Genomic DNA, 20,684 nt, shown 5'->3' with positions numbered 1-20,684 from the left:
CCCTTCGGCGCGGGTCCTCCCAACGCGAGGGGTCATTTCATGCCCGGTAGGGAATCCGTACGCCGTCAGGAGCAGCACACACGTGACGTCAGCCGAACCCTCCACCAGCGCCGGGACCGATGCCGCGGCCCCCAACCGGCCTCAGCTGCGTGCGTGGCAGCGCCGTGCACTCACCAAGTACCTGACGCGCAAGCCGAAGGACTTCCTCGCGGTGGCGACCCCCGGTGCCGGTAAGACGACGTTCGGTCTACGGGTCGCCCGCGAGTTGCTCGACGACCGCACCGTCGAGCAGATCACCGTCGTCGCGCCGACCGAGCACCTCAAGCACCAGTGGGCGGAGGCGGCCGCGCGCGTGGGTATCGCACTGGATTCGCGTTTCTCCAACTCGGCCGGTCAGACCAGCTCCGACTACCACGGCGTGGTCCTCACCTACGCCCAGGTCGCGGCACACCCGACCAAGCACCGGGTCCGCACCGAGAACCGGCGGACCCTCGTGATCCTCGACGAGATCCACCACGGCGGCGACGCCAAGTCGTGGGGCGAAGCGATCCGCGAGGCCTTCGACGACGCCGAACGCCGACTGCTGCTCACCGGTACGCCGTTCCGCTCCGACGACTCGCCGATCCCGTTCGTCGTCTACGAGCCCGAACCCGGCGGAAACCAGCGTTCCAAGGCCGACCACACCTACGGCTACGCCGACGCCCTGAAGGACGGCGTCGTCCGTCCGGTGGTGTTCCTCGCGTACTCGGGTGAGGCGAGCTGGCGGACCAGCGCCGGTGAGGAGTTCACCGCTCGGCTTGGTGAGCCGCTGTCGGCCGAGCACACCGCCCGGGCCTGGCGGACCGCCCTGGATCCCCACGGCGACTGGATCCCCGCGGTCCTCACCGCCGCTCACACCCGACTCGGCCAGCTGCGTGCCAGCGGCATGCCCGACGCCGGCGGTCTGGTCATCGCGACCGACCAGTCGACCGCCCGCGACTATGCCGAACTGCTTACCGCCATCACCGGCAAGCAGCCGACCCTGGTCCTCTCCGACGACCCCAAGTCGTCGTCGCGGATCGCTGAGTTCTCCGCGTCGAAGGACGAGTGGATGATCGCGGTGCGCATGGTGTCCGAGGGCGTCGACGTGCCGCGGCTCGCGGTCGGCGTCTACGCCACCAGCTCGTCGACGCCGCTGTTCTTCGCGCAGGCGATCGGTCGATTCGTGCGGTCGCGGCGCCCCGGCGAGACCGCGAGCGTGTTCCTGCCGTCCGTCCCGGTGCTGCTCGACCTCGCGAGCCAGATGGAGGCCCAGCGCGACCACGTCCTCGGCAAGCCGCACCGCGAGAGCGACGGTCTCGACGATCAGCTGTTGATCGATGCGAACAAACAGAAGGACGAACCGGGGGAGGACGAGCCGGCGTTCCAGTCGCTGCACGCCGACGCCGAACTCGACCAGGTCATCTTCGACGGCGCGTCGTTCGGCACGGCGACCTTCGCCGGCAGCGACGAGGAATCGGACTATCTCGGCCTGCCGGGGCTCCTCGACGCCGATCAGGTGCGGGCACTCCTGCAGAAGCGTCAGGCCGAGCAGGTCGTGTCCCGGACGTCGGCCCCCGCGGCGGAGTCCGCGTCCGAACAACCGGAGCCCGGGCGCGGTCCCGGCACCACCGGGGAGAACCTGCACGCGCTGCGCAAGGAACTCAACACCCTGGTCGCCATGCACCATCACCGCACCGGCAAGCCGCACGGCATGGTGCACAACGAGCTCCGAACCAGGTTGGGTGGTCCGCCGACGGCGATGGCCAGCGCCGAGCAGCTCAAGGAACGCATTGCCGCTCTGCGGACGTGGCGCTGACCGGCACCGGACCCGAACACGAGAGAACCCGGCCGGATGATCCGGCCGGGTTCTTCTTCGTCTGTGGCTGTCGCCCGTCAGGCCATGACGAGTGTCAGACCAGTTCGCCCGCGGCTTCGACCACGGTGGCGCTGAGCTCCACCAGGCGCGCTTCGTGCTCGTTGAAGTGATGACGGCAGAAGAGAAGCTCGCCGCCCTTGGGCAGGACGGCACGTACCTTGGCTGCTGCGCCGCAGCGATCACAGCGATCGGCGGCGGTGAGCGGCAGGTAGATCGGGGCTGTGGTGGCGATGTCAGTCATGGTTCCTCCGTCCCGGTCCGGCGCCGGTGTCCGGTCGCCTTCCCTTCGAGCCGACACATCCGGGCGATGCGTCAACCTCACTCTGTCAGACGTTCGGCGGGTTCGTATTGTTCCGGCAGGTGCCATCGGTGTGTCGTCACTCACCGTTTACCTCGGGCAACAATGTGACAACGTCTGCCGGAAACCGTTTCAGGCTGCTGTCAGCCGGCTGGGGTCGGCGACTGGGAGCCGGCGACATCGGAGTCCGCATCCGGCACCTGCGCATCGGTGTCGGCGCCGACGAGCGCCACCTCCTGCTCCTCGCGGAAGTGGGTGATCGCGTCGGAGGACTCGTTCTCGCGGTCGCGCAGGTATTCGCGGAGCGAGTAGGCGAAGGCGGCCGCCCACCCGACGGCGATGACGACATAGAAGATGTTCCGCACACCGCCGGGGGCGTCGATGAAGTCGCTCTTGAGCAGGCTGCGCGTGTTGGTCAGGACGATGAGGCCGCCGACCGAGGCGCCGAGCAGGCGCGGCGGGATGTGGCGGACCAGCCAGGCGGCGATCGGGGCCGCGATGACACCGCCGACGAGAATGGCACCGACCCACGCGAAGTTGATGCCCTGGGAGCCGAGGCTGAACAGGAAGCCGAGGCTGGCAGCGACGGCGATGATGAACTCACTGGTGTCGATCGAACCGATCACCTTGCGGGGCTCGAGCCGGCCACTGGCCAGGATCGCCGGGGTACCGACCGGCCCCCAGCCGCCGCCACCGGTGGCGTCGACGAAGCCGGCGACGAAGCCCAGCGGGCTCAGGAAGCGCTTGCGCAGCGGCTTGCCGAGGTTGTGTCGGGGGATGCCCTGGAAGGTGAAACGGATCAGGATGTAGAGCCCGAGCAGCAGCAGGATGACGGCCATGAGGGGTGCGGCCGCCTCGGTCGACAGATTGGCGAGAATCGTCGCACCGAGGAAGGCGCCGATGGCACCCGGGATGGCGATGCGGCGGACCACGCGCCAGTCGACGTTGCCGAACTTCCAGTGGGAGACACCGGACACCAGCGTGGTGCCGATCTCGGCGAGGTGGACGGTGGCCGACGCCGCGGCCGGGTTGGTGCCGATCGCGAGGAGCAGCGTGGTGGTGGTGACGCCGTAGGCCATACCGAGGCTGCCGTCGACGAGTTGGGCGGCGAGGCCGACGAGGCCGATCAGGACAATCGTTCTCATGGAGGATCTTTCGGGGCTGGCACGCGGTCAGGGCGCGCCGAGGCTGGGACGAGCGCACGAAGGGCTCGCGATGACGGGTGGGGACAGGACGGTCCCGGGTGGGGTCGGTCGCATCAGCGACACAGCATCGAGGCCACCCGCAGCAGATCGACGGCGGGGCGGGTCACCAGAAGGGGACCACTCGCCGAGAGGGGACCATGGGGGCTGCTCCCGGACGACGTCAACGCATACGGCACCGGGTCAGCGTACGCAGCAACCTGCGGAAACAGAATCTGTCGGCCCGTCTCGGAATCTCTCCGCGTACAACCCTTGACAGAAGTCGACATGCCCTGCTCGATCTGCGAACCCGGAATTCGGCCCCGACAACGCGTTCGCCCCCGTCGCCGAGTGACGGCAACGGGGGCGACGGAGAGTGCGTGACTAGTCCAGGTAGTCCCGGAGGACCTGCGACCGCGACGGGTGGCGCAGCTTGGACATCGTCTTCGACTCGATCTGGCGGATGCGCTCACGCGTGACGCCGTAGACCTGGCCGATCTCGTCGAGGGTGCGCGGCTGGCCGTCGGTGAGACCGAAGCGCAGACGCACGACACCCGCCTCGCGCTCGGAGAGCGTCTCGAGCACCGACTGCAGCTGGTCCTGGAGGAGAGTGAAGCTCACCGCGTCGACCGCGACGACTGCCTCGGAGTCCTCGATGAAGTCGCCGAGCTGGCTGTCGCCTTCGTCGCCGATGGTCTGGTCGAGAGAGATGGGCTCCCGGGCGTACTGCTGGATCTCCAGCACCTTCTCCGGGGTGATGTCCATCTCCTTGGCGAGCTCCTCGGGCGTCGGCTCGCGGCCGAGGTCCTGGAGGAGTTCACGCTGGATCCGGCCCAGCTTGTTGATGACCTCGACCATGTGCACCGGGATGCGGATGGTGCGGGCCTGGTCGGCCATCGCGCGGGTGATGGCCTGGCGGATCCACCACGTGGCGTAGGTCGAGAACTTGTAACCCTTTGTGTAGTCGAACTTCTCGACCGCGCGGATCAGACCGAGGTTGCCCTCCTGGATGAGATCCAGGAACGCCATGCCGCGGCCGGTGTAGCGCTTGGCGAGCGAGACGACCAGTCGGAGGTTGGCCTCGAGCAGGTGGTTCTTCGCACGGTTGCCGTCACGGGAGATCCAGTTCAGGTCGCGCTTCTGCGCGGTGCTGATCTTCTCGCCGGAGTCCATCATGCGGCGAAGACGTTCGGTGGCGAACAGGCCGGCTTCGATGCGCTTGGCCAGCTCGACCTCTTCCTCGGCGTTGAGGAGGGCGACCTTGCCGATCTGCTTGAGGTAGGCACGCACGCTGTCGGCCGACGCGGTGAGCTCGGCGTCCTTGCGGGCCTGGCGAAGTGCCTCCGACTCCTCTTCGTCCCAGACGAAGTCGCCGGACTTGGCGGCGGGTTCGGTCTTCGCCGACTCCTTGGCCGGGGTCTTGGCGCCGGCGGGTGCCGTTTCGGCTTCCTCGTCCTCGTCGTCGGAGTCTTCGGCGTCGTCCTCGTCGTCGACCTCGAGGTCGTCGTCGATCTCCACGTCCTCGAGATCGGCGTCGGGACCGTCGATGTCGTCGATCGAGTCCGGATCGTCGGGCTCGGCGTCGGTGTTGTCCACACCCTCGGCGGAGGTGGCCTTCTTGGCAGCCTTCTTGGGGGCTGCCTTCTTGGTGGCCTTCTTCGCTGCTGCCTTCTTCGCAGGCGCCTTACGGGCAGCGGTCTTCTTCGCAGCCTTCTTGGCGGTCCGCTTGGCCGGGGCTTCGGTCGAGGCGGTGGTCGACTGGGTCTCGTCGGCCTCGGCGTCCCCCTGGCGGGTCTTGATGGCTGCCACGTACAACCTTTCGAACTTCTCTTCTGCGGTGTCTTTGTCGAGTCTTGTGAGACGTGACACGGCAGCACGAGCCGCCGTGGACAAGGGCTTGGTTTCTCGGTTCAGATGACCGGTGACGACCATTGTAACGACATCGGCCGGTCCGATGTGACAAAGCCCTGGTCAATCCAGGCGCGGCCTAGGTTTTGAGGCCTTGTGAGACGGCCATCGCCGCGCCGACGATCCCGGCGGTGTTCAACAGCGTGGCCGCCACGACCGGGGTCTGGTTGGTGAGCAGCGGGATCCACTTGTCGGCCTTGCGGCTGATGCCGCCGCCGGCGATGAACACCTTGGGCCAGAACAGTGCCTCGTAGGCCTTCAGCACGTCGGAGACCTTCTCGGTCCACTTCTCGTAGGACCAACCCTTCTCCTCCTTGATCCGCGAGGACGCCTGGTGCTCGGCCTCTTTCTTGCCGACCTGCATATGGCCCAGCTCGGTGTTGGGCACGAGGTTGCCGTTGATGAGGATCGCCGACCCGATGCCGGTGCCGAACGTCAGCAACATCACCACGCCGTCGACACCTTTGCCGGCGCCGTAGGCGTCCTCCGCCATCCCGGCCGCGTCGGCGTCGTTGAGCACCGACACCGCGCGACCCCCGAGGTGCCGGCTGAACAGTTCGTAGACGTCGGTACCGATCCACCCCTTGTCGATGTTGGCGGCGGTCCGCATGATGCCCTCGGTGACCACGCCCGGCAGGGTGATGCCGACGGGACCCGCCCAGTCGAAATGGGCGACGACCTCGGCGACGGCGGCTGCGACCGCCTCCGGGGTGGCCGGCTGCGGGGTGAGCACCTTGAATCGATCGCCGACGAGTTCACCGGAGTCGAGATCGACGATGCCGCCCTTGATTCCGGAGCCGCCGACGTCGACGCCGAAGCCCAGATGAGTGGGTGACGGCGAATCGTCGGTGGCGGGCGTTTCGGTCATGGCGGAGTCCCCTTCCGGGCCGGCGGTGATCGACACCAGGCTATCGGCGCCCGCAGCCGCCCGCGCGGCATCCTCCGGATGCGGCACTTCACGTCACCGGTGAGCGGCCCCGGCCGCCGATGTGCTGACATGGAACACGTGGATCAGACAATTCCGGTGGACGAACTGGCCGCCATCGCGGTGGACGTGGCGCAGGAGGCGGCCGCCCACGTGCGCCGCCGCCGACCCGAATTGTTCGGTGCGACAACGCCGCCGACAGCGGACGCGGCACCCGTCGATTCGGCCGCCGTGAACCCCGTCTCGACGAAGTCGACGGAAACCGACCCGGTCACCGTCGCCGACACCGAGACCGAACGGCTGATCCGGCAGCGCCTGCACGAGTCCCGGCCCACCGACGAGGTCCTGGGGGAGGAGCACGGTGGGAGTCGCGCCGTCCCGTCCGGAGTGCGCTGGGTGGTCGACCCCATCGACGGCACGGTCAACTTCATGTACGGGGTCCCGGCCTACGCGGTGTCGGTCGCCGCGCAGGTCGACGGCCGCTCGGTCGCCGGTGTCGTCGTCGACGTGGCGCGCGAGGTGGTCTATGGCGCCACCCTCGGTGGCGGTGCCTGGGTGGCCGACGGCGACGGCCTGCGCGTACCGCTGCGGTGCAACCCCGTCGATCGTGCGGAACTCGCCCTCGTGGCAACCGGTTTCGGCTATGCCGCGGACCGTCGGCGCGCGCAGGGACGGATCGTCGCGGACCTGCTCCCGCGGGTGCGGGACATCCGGCGGATCGGTGCCGCGGCACTCGACCTGTGCATGGTGGCCTCCGGCGCCGTCGACGCTCATTACGAGCACGGTCTCAGTCCCTGGGACTGGGCGGCCGGTGGTCTCATCGCCGCCGAGGCGGGTGCGGTCGTGGTGACGCCGCCACCGGACTCGCGCGCGGACGAGGGGCACATCACCGTGGCGGTGGCGCCGGGGATCGCCGACGAGTTCCTCGCCCTGCTCGATGGGGCCGGGGCCCGGGAACCGCTGACCTAGCGGGGTCGGTGGGGCCGATTCAGCACGGAGCCGAGTGGACCGCCTTCACCAACGCGGGATCGGCGCCGGTCTCGGGGTTCTTGGGGTCGGCCGACCGCAGCGCCTCGAGTGTCGCCTGCGCGTCCTGGGAGAGCTCGCCGCCCGAGTGATAGGTGCCGAGGGCGACATCGACCCCGGTGCCACGGCGTCCGTCGTCGACGAGCTGGGCGCAGGGGAACGCGAGCCAGGTCGCCGCCGCGGCGGCACGGCCGGCGGGCCCGAACCGGATCTGCGCCACGCAGTTGAGATCTCGGTTCGCGTAGACGGGATCGTCGGCGAACGGGGTGTCGGCGGCCGGCGTGAATCCCTGCGCCGCGAGGTCCTCGGACACCGACCGGGCAGCGCCCCGTTCCTCGGATGCGTTGAGGACCCGGACCTGGAAGGTCGACAGTGCGGCCGGAGCGACCTCCAGCATCTCGTCGCGCGGGACCTGGGTGAGGACGGGCGGTTCGGCCGGCTGTTGTGCGCCGGGTTCGACCGCGGTCGACGGAGTGGGCTGATTGCATGCGGTGGGGACCGATTCGCTGTTGTCGCCGCCGAGGACGATCGCCCAGACGACGACGCCGAGGACCAGCAGGACCACCACCGTGATGATCGCCGGGGCGTACCGGCGCCGCGGATACGGGCGGCCCTGTTCGTCGGTCGGGTAGCCGGTCGTAATCTTCGAGACCACCGTGGAACGACTCCTCACTGGGATTTCCCACTCGACCACGCCGTGGGCGCACTGCTCGAGCGGATGTACTTCACCGGGAGCGACGCCCCGCGCAATCTCCGCAACACTCTAGAGGGTCGATCCCACGGTGGGTGCGAGCCTCGCCGCGGGAGCCGTGTCTCGCCGTCTCCGAGGCGTCCGACCTGCCTGAATCGCGAGATTCCGGACGAGTTCGCGTTGCCACATTGACGATTGACCGGGCATGGTCTATTCTTCGGGCGCCCGCGCTTCCAGCCTCGGGGTGCAGCCGACATCAAATCGTGACCGAAGTCACACAATACGCCGGATTCTTGGGTACGAATCGTGCTCGAGACGACGTTGTAGTGACCCCACCGGCAAGACAATCCCGGCGGAGTCGTGCGCACACCCTCAGGTGACGGCCACGAGCCGGAACCGAGAGCGCCCCCTCACTCTCTGAACAAGTAAGGCACACAATGGCTACTGATTACGATGCGCCACGACGCACCGAGGCCGAGGACCTCAACGAAGACTCGCTCGAGGAACTGAAGGCCCGCCGCAGCGAGGCGCAGTCCGCGGCGGTCGACGTGGATGAAAGCGACACCGCGGAGTCCTTCGAGCTGCCCGGTGCGGACCTCTCCGGCGAAGAGCTGTCGGTTCGGGTCGTCCCGAAGCAGGCCGACGAATTCACTTGTACCAGCTGCTTTCTCGTCTACCACCGCAGCCGGCTGGCGGAGGAGAACGGCAACTCGCTGATCTGCGTCGACTGCGCATGAGATCCGCGGGACACCCGCGGAAGTGAACGACGACTCCCTGACCCACAGGGCCTGACGACGAAGGGGCCGCGCCATCAGGCGCGGCCCCTTCGTCGTATGGGGGTGCGGGTCGATCGGTCAGGCGCCTGCCGACGGGCGGTCGGCCGCGGCATCCGGGAGGTCGAGGGCGGCCAGCAGTTCGGCGGGGCGCCGGGTGGACACCAGCCAGTAGGGGGTCGGGTCGTCGGGGTCGTCGAGTACGACGAGGACCATCGTCTTCACCCAGAAGCGGTGCACCAGATAGGCGGCGGGGTCGAGCTGACGGCCGAGGGCGGCACTCTTGGCGGTCGCCGGGATGGAGGCCCCGCGGGCGACGACGGCCCGCGGCAGGCGGGCGCGATGTGCCTGGAGTTCGCGGTCGGCGGTCACCCGGACGCGGGTACGGCTCATCGACCACAGCACCAGGACGCTGAGGATCGCGGTGACGACGTAGCCGATCACGCTCCACTTGCTGCCGTGGGCGGACAACTGGATCTCGTAGCCCACCACACCGGTCACGACGGCGGCGGCCAGCCACCACCACCACGGCACGGTGAGACGCTCGTCGAAGAGGTCCGCGGAACCAGCGTCCCGGCGAGCCGCCGGATTCTCCGACGTGCCGCCGGTGTTGTCAGGCGATTGGGGTGCGGTCACGGTGACCAGCGTAGTCTGCGTGCGTGACCACAGCTCTTCCCCCTCTGCCGCCCATCGCGGTACGTCGACTCGACCCCGATCTGCCGTTGCCCACCCGAGCACATCCCGGGGATGCGGGCGTGGACCTGTGCTCGGCGATCGACCTGGAACTGCCGGCGGGACGACGTCAGTTGGTCGGTACCGGGATCGCGATCGCGTTGCCGTTCGGCACCGTCGGCCTGATCCACCCGCGCTCCGGACTGGCCGCGCGCGCCGGCCTCTCCATCGTCAACACCCCGGGCACCGTCGACGCGGGCTACCGCGGGGAGATCAAGGTGTGCCTGATCAACCTCGACCCCGAGCAGTCCATCACCATCTCGCGCGGTGACCGGATCGCGCAGCTGATCGTGCAGCGCGTCGAGCTTCCCGATTTCGTCGAGGTCGAGGAACTCGACGACACCAGCCGCGGCGACGGCGGATACGGATCCAGCGGCGGCCACGCCATCCTGAGCTGAGCACGACACGCCGAGGTCGGTCCGACGCCGCGTCGATTACTGTTCACACGGAACGCGGATTGACGAGGAGTAGACGATGACGAAGAACGGTTCGGATGAACTGCGGGTCGGTCAGGCACTGGGCCCCTACGACATCGACGCCCTCGCGACGGAACCCCACGAGCTGGAGAACTCCCACCTCGACCTGGGGTCGGTGCTCGTCCCGGTGGTCGAGGGCGGGCAGGTCACCGTCGAGATGTCGGAGGCGCACCAGCCGCAGAACGTCTATCTGGTCACCCCGATCGGCCGGATCTCGGTGAGTGCGTTCGCGGCGCCCAAGTCGCCGGGTACGTGGCGCGAGGTGGTCCGCGAACTGGCCGAGTCGTTGCGTGACGGCGGCGCTACGACCAGCATCGAGGACGGCCACTGGGGCCGGGAGGTCGTGGCCGAGGTCGAGGGCGCCACGCATCGCTTCATCGGCGTCGACGGCCCCCGGTGGCTGGTGCGCTGTGTCGGTAGCGGGCCGTCGGAGAGCGCCGAGGACCTCGCGCGCCTGAGTCGTGCCGTGCTGGCCGAGACCGTCGTGCGTCGCGGTTCGGATCCGCACCCGCCGCGGGAACCGCTTCCGATCGTCCTGCCGCCGGTCCTCGCCGATCAGGTGGCCGCCGCCCAGCAGCAGATCTTCGCCGAGGCGGAGGCGGGCGCGGAGGCCCCGGGCGGACCCCAGACACCTACCGGCGAGGTGGCCGGCTCCGACGACGAGTCGGAGGCCGTCGCCGGGGGAGCGCTGGACCAGGTGGCGCACGCCGCGGTCTACGGCGAGAACACTTATACCGACGCCCCGGCCGAGGGCGGTTCGGGCGGCCACGACGATCCGTCGGTCACCGCCGACCCGGACCCCGAGGACGACGCCCCGCTGCCGCCGTCGTCGGGCTCGGCGATGCAGCGCTTCTTCCGTCGTCGCTGAATCCGCTGCGGACGGGGTCTCACCTCGACAGGCGCGTGTATGCGGCGAGGCAACTGTCGCCGAGGAGCGCGGGATCGCGGCCCCACCCCTCGAGGGTGACCTCGACCAGTGCCGAACGCGGCGCGGCGTCATGCCAGGTGCGGGCGACCGCGATCGGGTGGATGGCGTCGTCCGGGGCCGCGACGAGTGCCAGTGGAACGGTGAGTCGGGTGATCTGCTCCGGTGTGGGCGCCGAGTAGTCCGCGGCATCGCGTAGCTGTCCGATGACCTCGGGGTGCAGGCGTCCCCAGGAGCGGGAGAGTTCGGCGGCCAGCCAGTCCGGGCTGCTCGCGGCCATCGCGGTGACCGTTGCGTCGAGCCCGTCGCGTTCCATCGCATCGGCCGTCGCCCGTGCGCTCGCCGCGGCGAGCGCGGAATCGGCGTCGCCGCTCCAGGCGGGCAGGGCCGCGAACACGCCCGCACATCGGTCGCCGGTGTCGGCGAGTGCCCATTCGAGGGCGATGGCGGCGCCGATCGACACCCCGCCGACCAGAACCGAGTCGTGTTCGACGGCCGCACGTTCGAGACCACGCCGATGGCCGGCGACCAGATCCGGCGTCGGCTCGAGCGCCACGAGCTCGACTCCGAGCATCGCCGCGGCGTGACCGAAGGCACGTGTGACGTGGTCGGCATCGGAGCCGGTCCCGGGAATCACCACCAGCGCGGTGGGTGTTCGTGTGGACGGACGGTCCATGTGGGGCATCAAAAGTTCATCCGGATGCAGGGCACCTGGAGATCATCCCCTAGGGTGTCCCGGGACTGCGGGTGAGCCCCGGTCGTCCACGTTGTCACCGGCCGATGCCGGGTCTACGCTGGCGGACAGTCACCGATCAATCGTTCGGTGGCCACGGACGCTGACGCGAAAGCCTGGTGCCCGGCTGAAATCCATTGGGAGGTTGGGATGCCCACCACTGCTGGTTATCTCAAGCGTCTGACCCGCCGACTCACCGAAGATCTCGGGAACGTCGAAGCGGAGCGAATCGCGGAGGAGTCGAAGGCGACGGGCGCACAACGCGCGTCGGACTGCACTCGCGGCGAGGAGGTCACCATGCACGGTGAGCTGCGTGCGGTGGAGACGTGTTCACGCGCGGCCAAGGCCGGCGTGAAGGCGGAGTTCTTCGACGGCTCCGACATCGTCATGCTCAAGTGGCTGGGCCGCAATCGCATCGCGGGTATCGAACCCGGCCGCAAGGTGACCGTGCGGGGACGTCTCGCCCTGCAGGACGGTCACAAGGTGATCTACAACCCCTACTACGAGCTGCAGGGCAGCGACGACGAGTGACACCCACGAGCGACACCGGCGAGCCGGGTGACGAGTCCATCGGCCACGACGTCGAACCGGATTCGGGTCCCGCCCCGACCCCGACGGTGCTCGAACAGATCGGCGGCGTCTCCGGGCTGATCTACTCCACGGTTCCGGTCGTGGTGTTCGTACCGGTGAACTCGTTCCTCGGCCTCCGGGCCGCCATCGTCGCCGCGCTCGCCGCCGCAGCCCTCGTCTTCGGCGTGCGGATCATCCGCCGCGAAGGTCTCACCCCGGCGATCTCCGGCCTCCTCGGCGTCGCGATCTGCGTGTTCATCGCCAGTCGCGTGGGGGACGCGAAGGGGTACTTCCTGTTCGGGATCTGGACCACTCTCGTCTACGCGGTGCTGTTCGTGGTCTCCATCCTGGTGCGCTGGCCCCTGATCGGCGTCGCCTGGCATCTGGTGAACGGGCAGGGGACCGCCTGGCGAAGGCATGGCCGGACGCTGCGCGCCTATGACATCGCCACCGCCCTGTGGGCACTGGTCTTCGCGGCACGCTATCTCACCCAGTCCGAGCTCTACGACCTCGGCGCCACCGGATGGCTGGCCTTCGCGCGGATCGCGATGGGATGGCCGCTGACGGCCCTGGCGGTGCTCGCGACCGTCCTGCTCGTCCGCCGCGCGGTCCGCGAGGAGGAGACCGTCAGCGCGTGATCCGCATGGCGTCGTAGAGCGCGGGTTCCGCCTCGGCCGGCGCGATGAAGACCAGTTCGTCACCGCCCTCGATCGGGTCGTCACTCTGCGGCACGATGACACGCCCGCCGCGCAGGATCGCGACCAGTGCCACGTCCCGCGGTAGCTCGAGCTTGCGGACCGGCTTGCCCGCCACCGGTGTGTTCGCGGGCAGGGTGAGTTCGACGAGATTGGCCTGGCCCTGTCGAAAGGTCATGAGCCGGACCAGATCCCCCACCGACACCGCCTCCTCGACGAGGGAGGCGAGCAGGCGCGGGGTCGAGACCGCGACGTCGACACCCCAGTCGTCGCCGAACAGCCATTCGTTGCGCGGGTCGTTGACCCGGGCAACGACCCGGTTGATCGCGAACTCGGTCTTGGCGAGCAGGCTCACGACCAGATTGGCCTTGTCGTCACCGGTCGCGGCGATCATCACGTCGAAGGTCTGCAGTTGCGCGTCCTCGAGCTTCGTGAGCTCGCACGCGTCGGCGAGAATCCACTTCGCGCCCGGCACCGCGTCCGGGTCGACGTGGTCGGCCTTCCGCTCGAACAGGGTGACGTCATGCGAGTTGACCAGGAGTTCGCGGGCGATCGAGCGCCCGACCGCGCCGGCTCCGGCGATGGCGACCTTCACGGATGACTCCTCGTCACTCAGGATTCGGGATGGGTGAACGGTTCCGCGGCGACTCGGCGCGCGTTGACCAGATTGTCGAGCAGGACGGCGACATAGATCACGTCGTCCTGCTGGAGAACGGTTTTGGCGTCGGGCAGGACCGGTCGGCCGACCCGGTTGAGGAAGGCTACGCGGGCACCGGTCTGTTCCTGGAACCTGCCTACCGAGACCCCGATCCACGACTCGTGGACGTCGACCTCGGCGACCGCGAGCGAACCCGACGGGTCACGCCACTCAGCCGTCGCCGTCTCACCGAGCGCGGAGACGAACCGCTCGGTCGTCCACGGCACCGTGGCGACGGTCGGGATGCCGAGCCGTTCGTAGACCTCGGCGCGTTTGGCGTCGTAGATGCGTGCCACGACACGTTCGACGTCGAAGGTCTCCCGGGCGACCCGCGCGGCGATGATGTTGGAGTTGTCACCGGAGGAGACCGCGGCGAAGGCGTCGGCGTGCTCGATCCCGGACTTCACGAGGATGTCCCGGTCGAACCCCACGCCGGTGATCGTGCGGCCCGCGAAGTCGGCGGACAACCGCGAGAAGGCGGACGGGTCCCGGTCGATGATCGCGACGTCGTGTCCGCGTTTCTGCATCGCCATCGCGAGCGACGATCCGACCCGCCCGCAACCCATGATGACTACCTGCACGACATTCCTCTCCCGATGCGGCGTGCGTGCCGCGAGTCGAACCTACCCGCCGCGACGCGGACGCTCTAGGGTTGCCTGGTGTCCACCGTCTCCAAGGTGTCCGTTGCGACGAAGCGACTCCTGCTCGGCAGGCCCTTCCGCAGCGACAAGCTGGGCCACACCCTGCTACCCAAGCGCATCGCCCTCCCGGTCTTCGCCTCCGACGCGATGAGCTCCGTGGCGTATGCGCCACAGGAGATCTTCCTGGTCCTCTCGGTCGCCGGGATCACCGCTCTCACCTTCACCCCGTGGGTTGCGATCGCCGTCGCCGTGGTCCTCGCGGTGGTGGTCGCCAGCTACCGGCAGAACGTGCACGCATATCCGTCGGGTGGTGGCGATTACGAGGTCGCCACCGTCAACCTGGGACCCAACGCGGGCCTCACCGTCGGCAGCGCCCTGCTCGTCGACTACGTCCTGACCGTAGCGGTGTCGGTGACCTCGGCGGCGGAGAACATCGGTTCGGCCGTTCCGTTCGTCAACGAGCACAAGGTCTGGTTCTGCGTCGGGGCGATCGTGATCCTGGCGGCGGTGAACCTGCGCGGCATCAAGGAATCCGGAGCGGTGCTGGCCATCCCGACCTATGCCTTCATCGTCGGCGTGCTGGGCATGCTCATCTGGGGCTTCACCGAGATCTTCGTCCTCGGCGAGGAGATCCGTTCGGAGACCGCCGACTTCGGAATCGTGGCGGAACAGGACAACCTCACTGGGCTCGCGCTGGCGTTCCTCGTGGCCCGATCGTTCTCCTCCGGGTGTGCCGCGCTGACGGGGGTCGAGGCCATCAGCAACGGCGTACCGGCCTTCCGGAAACCCAAGTCGCGCAACGCCGCGACCACGCTGCTGATGCTCGGTGGCTTCTCGATCACCCTGCTGCTCGGCATCGTCCTCCTCGCCCAGGAGATCGGCGCGAAGTACGTGATGGATCCCGCCAAGGACCTCGTCGGCGCCCCCGAGGGTTATCAGCAGAAGGCGATGATCGCGCAGCTCGCGCACGCGGTGTTCGATTCGTTCCCGGCCGGTTTCTTCTTCGTCGCGACCGTGACGGCGCTGATCCTGTTGCTGGCCGCGAACACCGCGTTCAACGGCTTTCCGGTGCTCGGTTCGGTGCTGGCCCAGGATCGATATCTGCCGCGGCAGCTACACACCCGTGGTGACCGGCTGGCGTTCAGCAACGGCATCCTGTTCCTGGCGGTCGCGGCGATCATCTTCGTGGTCGCGTTCGGCGCGCAGGTGACCGCGCTGATCCAGCTCTACATCGTCGGCGTGTTCGTCTCGTTCACGCTGAGTCAGACCGGCATGGTGCGGCACTGGACGCGTCTGCTGCGCACCGAGACCGACCCGAGTGCCCGGCGCCGGATGGTGCAGTCGCGGGTGGTGAACTCGATCGGCCTGGTGATGACGGCGACGGTCCTCGTGGTGGTCCTGATCACGAAATTCACCGCGGGCGCGTGGATCGCGGTGCTGGCGATGGTCTCGATCTTCGTCCTGATGAAGCTGATCCACCACCACTACGCGTCGGTACAGCGTGAACTCGATCGGGCCGAGACCGACGACGAGGGCGTGCTGCCCAGCCGGACGCATTCGATCGTTCTCGTGTCGAGTCTGCACATGGCCTCCAAGCGTGCCCTGCGCTATGCCCGGGCGACGAGACCGGACGTCCTCGAGGCGATCACGGTGAACGTCGACGACCGCGACACCCGCAAACTCGTGTCCGAGTGGGAGGCCAGCGACATCACGGTCCCGCTGAAGGTCATCGCCTCCCCGTACCGTGAGATCACCCGGCCGGTGATCGACTACGTGCGGCGGGTGCGCCGGGAGTCGCCGCGCGACGTGGTGACCGTGTTCATCCCCGAGTATGTCGTCGGACACTGGTGGGAGCAGATCCTGCACAACCAGTCCGCGCTGCGGCTCAAGGGGCGCCTGCTGTTCGAGCCCGGGGTGATGGTGACCTCGGTGCCCTGGCAGCTCACGTCGTCGGATCGCCGCAAGGAGACCAAGAGGTACTGGGCGCCGGGTGAGACCCGCCGCGCCCTCGGCGAATCGGAGCGCACCCCATGACGCCGTCGCCTCCGGCGCGCCGGGTCGAGGTCGCCGTCGACCGTCCGGCGAACGGCGGGGAGGCGGTCGGCCGTGCCGACGGCCGGGTGCTGTTCGTACGCGGCGCGATCCCCGGTGAGCGTGTGGTCGCCGAGATCACCGACGACCGTCACGACTCGTATTGGCGGGCCGAGGCCGTGGAGATCCTCGACCCGTCGCCGCATCGGATTCCGGTGGCGTGCCCGGCGGCGGCCGGGGGAGCGGGATGCTGCGACCTCGGGCACATCGAACCCGGGCATGCGCGCGATCTGAAGCAGGCCGTGCTGCTCGACGTCCTGAGCCGGGTCGGCCATCTCGACGAGGCGACGATCGCCGACACCGACCTCGCGACCCGCGGGGTCGACCGGTTACCCGGGGCCGACACCGGCTGGCGCATCCGGACGAGGCTGGCCGTCGACGGACGTGGTCGCGCCGGGCAGCGCGCGTTCCGCGGTTCCGCGGTGATCCACGACGTCTGCGTACAGCCGGCGGCGGGGATGGTCGACGACCTCGCCAGTCGCCGGTTCACGCCGCACGCCGAGCTGGCGGTGGTCCTCGACGCCGACGGCACCCGTCACATCACCGAACTCGCGCCGATCGCCGAGGTTCGTCACGGCGACCCCCGCCGGCGCGCTCAGCAGAACCGTCGGCGCCGTTCCCGACCCCGCGCACAGGTCGTCGTCGAGGGCGCCGAGTTCGCGGTGCACCGCGTCGGCGGCCGCTCGTGGAACATCCCGGTGACCGGATTCTGGCAGGCGCACCGCGCCGCGCCGCAGACCTACGCGGACACGGTGGTCGGTTTCGTCGGTGAACATCTCGACTCCGCCCCCCGGGTCGCGTGGGACCTCTACGGCGGTGCGGGGGTGTTCGCCGGCGCGCTGCTGGACACCTTCGACACGGGCCTCGACGAGGTCCACATCGTCGACTCCGACGCCGGTGCGCTGGCGGCCGCGTCGGAGACCTTCGCCGACGACGGCGACCGCGTGGTCACCCACCGGGGTGAGGTGGCGGCCCGGATCCACGCCCTCGGCGAGGCGCCCGACATCGTCGTCCTCGATCCGCCGCGCACCGGTGCCGGCGAGCGCGTCGTCGACGCGATCACCGCCGCCCGACCGGCCGTGGTGGTGCACGTGGGCTGTGATGCGGCGCGGTTCGCGCGTGATCTCGGTCTCTTCGTCCGTTCCGGATATCGCGTCGCGCAGGTCCGCGGCTTCGACGCTTTCCCGCTGACACACCATGTGGAGGCGGTCGCGTGTCTGGTGCCGGCCTGAGCCGTCACCCGCGGTGTGGGTCGGTCGACCATCCGCGGGGCGGGGTGGATCCGAATGCTTCCGTAGACTGACGGGTTATGGGCCGGGGGTGTCTCCGGCGGCGTCGCGCGATGGAGGAAACGATGAGTGTGCTCGACCGGATCAGCTCGCCGGCCGATCTGCGGTCACTGTCGGAAGCGGAGTTGGAGACTCTCGCCTCCGAGATCCGGACGTTCCTGATCGAGAAGGTGGCGGCCACCGGCGGCCACCTCGGACCGAACCTCGGGGTGGTCGAACTGACCCTCGGGATCCATCGTGTCTTCGACTCACCGCACGATCCGATCCTCTTCGACACCGGCCACCAGTGCTACGTCCACAAGATCGTGACCGGCCGCAAAGACGGGTTCGACAGTCTGCGCCAGCGTGGCGGCCTGACCGGCTACCAGGAGCGCGCGGAATCCGAACACGACTGGATCGAGTCCTCGCACGCCTCGGCGGCCCTTTCCTACGCCGACGGCCTGGCCAAGTCCTTCGAACTGACCGGGCAGCCGGACCGAACCGTCGTCGCGGTGGTCGGCGACGGTGCGCTCACCGGCGGTATGTGCTGGGAGGCGATCAACAACATCGCCGCGTGCAACCGGCCCGTCGTGATCGTCGTCAACGACAACGGCCGGTCCTACGCGCCGACCATCGGCGGCCTGGCGAGCCACCTCTCGGGTCTGCGCCTGCAGCCCGCCTACGAGAAGTTCCTCGACGAGAGCAGGCGCGTCGTCAAGCAGATGCCCGTGGTCGGCGAACCCGCCTACGCGGTGCTCCACGGTGTGAAGAGCGGCCTCAAGGACCTGCTGGCGCCCCAGGCGATGTTCACCGACCTCGGCCTCAAGTACGTCGGACCCGTCGACGGACACGACATCGGTGCTGTCGAGTCGGCTCTGCGGCATGCCCGTGACTTCGGCGGCCCGGTCATCGTGCACACCGTCACCCGCAAGGGCATGGGCTATGCCCACGCCGAGAATCACGTGGCCGATCAGATGCACGCCACCGGGATCATCGACCCGGTCACCGGCCGGCCCACGAGCGTCGCCCCGCAGGACTGGACCAAGGTCTTCTCCGCGGCACTCCTCGATGCCGGCGCCAACCGTCCCGATGTCGTCGCGATCACCGCTGCGATGCCCGGTCCCACCGGACTGACGCCGTTCGGCGAGCGCTACCCGGACCGCATGTTCGACGTCGGCATCGCCGAACAGCACGCGATGACCTCGGCGGCGGGCCTCGCCCTCGGCGGCCTGCATCCGGTCGTGGCCATCTACTCGACCTTCCTCAACCGCGCGTTCGACCAGCTGCTGATGGACGTCGCGCTGTTGAGACAACCGGTCACCCTCGTCCTCGACCGGTCGGGCATCACCGGACCCGACGGGCCCAGCCACCACGGCATGTGGGATCTGTCGCTCATGGCGATGGTTCCCGGCCTGCGGGTGGCCGCGCCGCGTGACGCGGTCCGGCTGCGCGAGGAGTTCGACGAGGCCCTCGGAGTCGACGACGGCCCGACCGCGCTCCGTTTCCCCAAAGGTGCGGTGCCGGAGGACATCCGGGCGGTCGAGCGACTCGACGACGGTGTCGACGTGCTGCACCGCAGCGACCACGATCTCGGTCCGGCGACCGGCGACGTGCTCATCGTCGCGGTCGGCGCCTTCTGCAGCCTGGCCGTCGACACCGCAGAGCGCCTGGCCCGGCAGGGCATCGAGGCCACCGTCATCGACCCGCGCTGGGTGCTGCCGGTCGCGACCTCGGTGGTCGAGGTCGCCCGTCGTCACCGCCTGGTCGTGACGCTCGAGGACGGATGCGTCAGCGGTGGTGTGGGATCGGCTGTCGCGGGAGCACTCTCGGCGGCCGAGGTACCGGTTCCGGTGCAGATCAAGGGCATCCCGCAGACATTCGTCGAGCACGCCTCGCGCGGGGAGATCCTCGGCGAGCTCGGTCTGACCGCCCAGGACCTCGCCCGTTCGATCACCGCGACGGTATCGGGGATGCAGGCCGGTCCCGCGCTGGAACGCCAGCTCGAGAACCCCGCCGATCCCGCGGAGAGCCGCGCCGAGGACTGACATCGGAGGACACGTGGCCGGGCTGCCGCCGCTGGGTGTCGAAGAGGAATTCGTCCTCGTCGACCGCGAGACGGCACGTCCCGTCGCACGCAACCGCGAGGTGGCCGCGGCGGCCTCGGCTCGTGGACTCGACCTCGCCCTGGAGCTCACCTCCTGTCAGGTCGAGATCGCCACGCCGACCTCCGACACCGCCGAGGAGATCGGCGATCACCTGTACCGGCTGCGGAGCATCGTCGCGGCGGCCGCCGACGACGTGGGGGTCGACGTCGTCGCATGCGGACTGCCGCCGCGGGTCCCGGAATCCTTCCCGGTGACCGACACGCCCCGGTATCGCGCGATGGCCGGACGATACGGCATGCTCGCCCACGAACAGGGCATCAACGGTTGTCACGTGCACGTCGGCGTACCCGACCGGGACGCCGCCGTGGCGGTGTGCAACTGGCTGCGCCCGTGGTTGCCCGCGCTGCTCGCCCTGACGGCCAACTCCGCGATCTACCGTGATGCCGACTCGGGTCACGCGAGCTGGCGGTCGGTGTTGTGGTCCCGATGGCCGGCCGCGGGTCCGCCGCCGCACCTGCGATCGGCGGCCCATTTCGCCGAGCTGGTGGAGCTGCTGGTGGCGACCGGTGTGATCCTCGACCCGCACATGCTCTACTGGGATGCCCGGCCGTCGGATCATCTCCCGACCGTGGAGATCCGCGTGGCCGATGTGCAGATGCGGGTGGACGAGGCCCGGGCCTTCGCCACGATCGTCCGCGCCGCGGTGATGACCGCGCTCGACGACGTGGAGCGCGGGACCGAATCCGCCTCGGCCACACTCGATCCGATGCTGCTGGCGGCCGCCTACTGGAAGGCGGCCCACGACGGTCTCGATGGTGACGCACTCGATCCCGTGACGGGAGGGCGCATGCCCGCCTGGACCAGGATCTCCCAGCTCGTCACGGTGGTCGGACCGGCGCTGAACCGGTTGGGACAGCGCGAGGAGGTCGACGCCGCGCTGCGCCGGACGTGGAGCGAGGGGAACGGCGCGTCACGTCAGCGGCGCATCTTCCGCGAGACTCATTCGGCGCCCGCGATCACCCGCGCGGCCACCGTGCGCGTCGACCGGTGAC

Annotated in this window: 20 protein-coding genes; 11 read left to right on the top strand and 9 right to left on the bottom strand. The window is 69.1% G+C overall.

Features of this window, described 5'->3' with window-relative positions; all coding sequences use genetic code 11:
- The first annotated feature begins 82 nt into the window (after window positions 1-82).
- Entirely contained in the window at window positions 83-1,837 is a 1,755-nt protein-coding gene (locus NWF34_RS00860) for a DEAD/DEAH box helicase (protein ID WP_024498513.1), read from the top strand.
- A gap of 94 nt (window positions 1,838-1,931) precedes the next feature.
- On the opposite strand, the gene NWF34_RS00855 is transcribed toward NWF34_RS00860, so the two are convergent.
- The 4 genes from NWF34_RS00855 to ppgK all read right to left on the bottom strand — a co-directional run bounded on the left by NWF34_RS00855 (window position 1,932) and on the right by ppgK (window position 6,152).
- A complete protein-coding gene (locus tag NWF34_RS00855) occupies window positions 1,932-2,138 on the bottom strand; it encodes a hypothetical protein (RefSeq protein WP_006436490.1) in 207 nt (68 codons plus the stop codon).
- 200 nt (window positions 2,139-2,338) lie between these two features.
- The gene (locus tag NWF34_RS00850; RefSeq protein WP_024498514.1) at window positions 2,339-3,340 is read right to left on the bottom strand and encodes a sulfite exporter TauE/SafE family protein; all 1,002 of its coding nucleotides are present in this window, start codon (window positions 3,338-3,340) and stop codon (window positions 2,339-2,341) included.
- A 420-nt stretch (window positions 3,341-3,760) separates the two neighbouring features.
- Window positions 3,761-5,308: an RNA polymerase sigma factor gene (locus tag NWF34_RS00845; protein ID WP_081712414.1), complete on the bottom strand. Its 1,548-nt coding sequence runs from the start codon at window positions 5,306-5,308 to the stop codon at window positions 3,761-3,763.
- A gap of 55 nt (window positions 5,309-5,363) precedes the next feature.
- Window positions 5,364-6,152, bottom strand: coding sequence for a polyphosphate--glucose phosphotransferase (gene ppgK / locus NWF34_RS00840; RefSeq protein ID WP_024498516.1), 789 nt, complete (start codon window positions 6,150-6,152; stop codon window positions 5,364-5,366).
- Window positions 6,153-6,281: 129 nt separating this feature from the next.
- Between ppgK and NWF34_RS00835 the strand changes: the two genes are divergently transcribed.
- Window positions 6,282-7,178 (top strand): inositol monophosphatase family protein, encoded by an 897-nt coding sequence (locus NWF34_RS00835; protein ID WP_024498517.1) that lies wholly within the window; start codon window positions 6,282-6,284, stop codon window positions 7,176-7,178.
- Window positions 7,179-7,197: 19 nt separating this feature from the next.
- On the opposite strand, the gene cei is transcribed toward NWF34_RS00835, so the two are convergent.
- Window positions 7,198-7,890 carry an envelope integrity protein Cei gene (cei, locus tag NWF34_RS00830; RefSeq protein WP_024498518.1) on the bottom strand — a complete coding sequence of 231 codons (693 nt, stop codon included), beginning with the start codon at window positions 7,888-7,890 and terminating at the stop codon, window positions 7,198-7,200.
- A 473-nt stretch (window positions 7,891-8,363) separates the two neighbouring features.
- On the opposite strand from cei, the gene NWF34_RS00825 reads away from it, so the two are divergent.
- Entirely contained in the window at window positions 8,364-8,663 is a 300-nt protein-coding gene (locus NWF34_RS00825; protein WP_006436496.1) for a DUF4193 domain-containing protein, read from the top strand.
- Window positions 8,664-8,780: 117 nt separating this feature from the next.
- On the opposite strand, the gene NWF34_RS00820 is transcribed toward NWF34_RS00825, so the two are convergent.
- Window positions 8,781-9,335 (bottom strand): DUF3093 domain-containing protein, encoded by a 555-nt coding sequence (locus tag NWF34_RS00820; protein WP_024498519.1) that lies wholly within the window; start codon window positions 9,333-9,335, stop codon window positions 8,781-8,783.
- A gap of 23 nt (window positions 9,336-9,358) precedes the next feature.
- Between NWF34_RS00820 and dut the strand changes: the two genes are divergently transcribed.
- Together dut and NWF34_RS00810 are read left to right on the top strand one after the other, a co-directional pair.
- Window positions 9,359-9,829, top strand: a complete 471-nt coding sequence (dut, locus tag NWF34_RS00815) for a dUTP diphosphatase (protein WP_024498520.1) — start codon at window positions 9,359-9,361, stop codon at window positions 9,827-9,829.
- A gap of 76 nt (window positions 9,830-9,905) precedes the next feature.
- A complete protein-coding gene (locus NWF34_RS00810) occupies window positions 9,906-10,775 on the top strand; it encodes a DUF3710 domain-containing protein (RefSeq protein WP_258324048.1) in 870 nt (289 codons plus the stop codon).
- Between the two features lie 19 nt (window positions 10,776-10,794).
- Here NWF34_RS00810 and NWF34_RS00805 read toward each other — a convergent pair whose 3' ends face one another.
- Window positions 10,795-11,517, bottom strand: a complete 723-nt coding sequence (locus tag NWF34_RS00805) for an alpha/beta hydrolase (protein WP_024498522.1) — start codon at window positions 11,515-11,517, stop codon at window positions 10,795-10,797.
- A 198-nt stretch (window positions 11,518-11,715) separates the two neighbouring features.
- On the opposite strand from NWF34_RS00805, the gene NWF34_RS00800 reads away from it, so the two are divergent.
- Together NWF34_RS00800 and NWF34_RS00795 are read left to right on the top strand one after the other, a co-directional pair.
- Entirely contained in the window at window positions 11,716-12,096 is a 381-nt protein-coding gene (locus NWF34_RS00800) for an OB-fold nucleic acid binding domain-containing protein (RefSeq protein ID WP_006436501.1), read from the top strand.
- A complete protein-coding gene (locus NWF34_RS00795) occupies window positions 12,093-12,773 on the top strand; it encodes a DUF3159 domain-containing protein (protein WP_024498523.1) in 681 nt (226 codons plus the stop codon). Before NWF34_RS00800 ends, NWF34_RS00795 begins: the two co-directional genes overlap by 4 nt.
- Here NWF34_RS00795 and NWF34_RS00790 read toward each other — a convergent pair.
- Together NWF34_RS00790 and NWF34_RS00785 are read right to left on the bottom strand one after the other, a co-directional pair.
- The gene (locus NWF34_RS00790) at window positions 12,763-13,425 is read right to left on the bottom strand and encodes a TrkA family potassium uptake protein (RefSeq protein ID WP_006436503.1); all 663 of its coding nucleotides are present in this window, start codon (window positions 13,423-13,425) and stop codon (window positions 12,763-12,765) included. The two genes, NWF34_RS00795 and NWF34_RS00790, sit on opposite strands and share 11 nt — an antisense overlap.
- 17 nt (window positions 13,426-13,442) lie before the next feature.
- Window positions 13,443-14,108 (bottom strand): TrkA family potassium uptake protein, encoded by a 666-nt coding sequence (locus NWF34_RS00785; RefSeq protein ID WP_006436504.1) that lies wholly within the window; start codon window positions 14,106-14,108, stop codon window positions 13,443-13,445.
- 78 nt (window positions 14,109-14,186) lie between these two features.
- Between NWF34_RS00785 and NWF34_RS00780 the strand changes: the two genes are divergently transcribed.
- From NWF34_RS00780 to NWF34_RS00765, 4 genes are all read left to right on the top strand, one after another.
- Complete coding sequence (locus NWF34_RS00780; RefSeq protein ID WP_024498524.1) at window positions 14,187-16,202, top strand: APC family permease; 2,016 nt, start codon at window positions 14,187-14,189, stop codon at window positions 16,200-16,202.
- Window positions 16,199-17,491, top strand: coding sequence for a class I SAM-dependent RNA methyltransferase (locus tag NWF34_RS00775; protein ID WP_191834405.1), 1,293 nt, complete (start codon window positions 16,199-16,201; stop codon window positions 17,489-17,491). Before NWF34_RS00780 ends, NWF34_RS00775 begins: the two co-directional genes overlap by 4 nt.
- Window positions 17,492-17,613: 122 nt before the next feature.
- Complete coding sequence (dxs, locus tag NWF34_RS00770) at window positions 17,614-19,572, top strand: 1-deoxy-D-xylulose-5-phosphate synthase (RefSeq protein ID WP_024498526.1); 1,959 nt, start codon at window positions 17,614-17,616, stop codon at window positions 19,570-19,572.
- Between the two features lie 13 nt (window positions 19,573-19,585).
- Window positions 19,586-20,683: a glutamate--cysteine ligase gene (locus NWF34_RS00765; protein ID WP_024498527.1), complete on the top strand. Its 1,098-nt coding sequence runs from the start codon at window positions 19,586-19,588 to the stop codon at window positions 20,681-20,683.
- The last annotated feature ends 1 nt before the right edge of the window (window position 20,684 follow it).

Origin of the sequence: Gordonia sp. GONU (assembly GCF_024733855.1) — a bacterium.
In the GTDB taxonomy this organism is placed as follows: domain Bacteria; phylum Actinomycetota; class Actinomycetes; order Mycobacteriales; family Mycobacteriaceae; genus Gordonia; species Gordonia amicalis.
Note: the sequence above shows the minus strand (reverse complement) of the source record. Positions and strands in the feature narration are given on the sequence as shown.

Bases quoted from the DNA above. Each gene is read 5' to 3' on its own strand.
- NWF34_RS00855 (WP_006436490.1), bottom strand. From the start codon at position 2,138: ATGACTGACATCGCCACCACAGCCCCGATCTACCTGCCGCTCACCGCC.
- NWF34_RS00850 (WP_024498514.1), bottom strand. From the start codon at position 3,340: ATGAGAACGATTGTCCTGATCGGCCTCGTCGGCCTCGCCGCCCAACTC.
- NWF34_RS00845 (WP_081712414.1), bottom strand. From the start codon at position 5,308: ATGGTCGTCACCGGTCATCTGAACCGAGAAACCAAGCCCTTGTCCACG.
- ppgK (WP_024498516.1), bottom strand. From the start codon at position 6,152: ATGACCGAAACGCCCGCCACCGACGATTCGCCGTCACCCACTCATCTG.
- NWF34_RS00835 (WP_024498517.1), top strand. From the start codon at position 6,282: ATGGAACACGTGGATCAGACAATTCCGGTGGACGAACTGGCCGCCATC.
- NWF34_RS00825 (WP_006436496.1), top strand. From the start codon at position 8,364: ATGGCTACTGATTACGATGCGCCACGACGCACCGAGGCCGAGGACCTC.
- NWF34_RS00810 (WP_258324048.1), top strand. From the start codon at position 9,906: ATGACGAAGAACGGTTCGGATGAACTGCGGGTCGGTCAGGCACTGGGC.
- NWF34_RS00805 (WP_024498522.1), bottom strand. From the start codon at position 11,517: ATGCCCCACATGGACCGTCCGTCCACACGAACACCCACCGCGCTGGTG.
- NWF34_RS00800 (WP_006436501.1), top strand. From the start codon at position 11,716: ATGCCCACCACTGCTGGTTATCTCAAGCGTCTGACCCGCCGACTCACC.
- NWF34_RS00775 (WP_191834405.1), top strand. From the start codon at position 16,199: ATGACGCCGTCGCCTCCGGCGCGCCGGGTCGAGGTCGCCGTCGACCGT.
- dxs (WP_024498526.1), top strand. From the start codon at position 17,614: ATGAGTGTGCTCGACCGGATCAGCTCGCCGGCCGATCTGCGGTCACTG.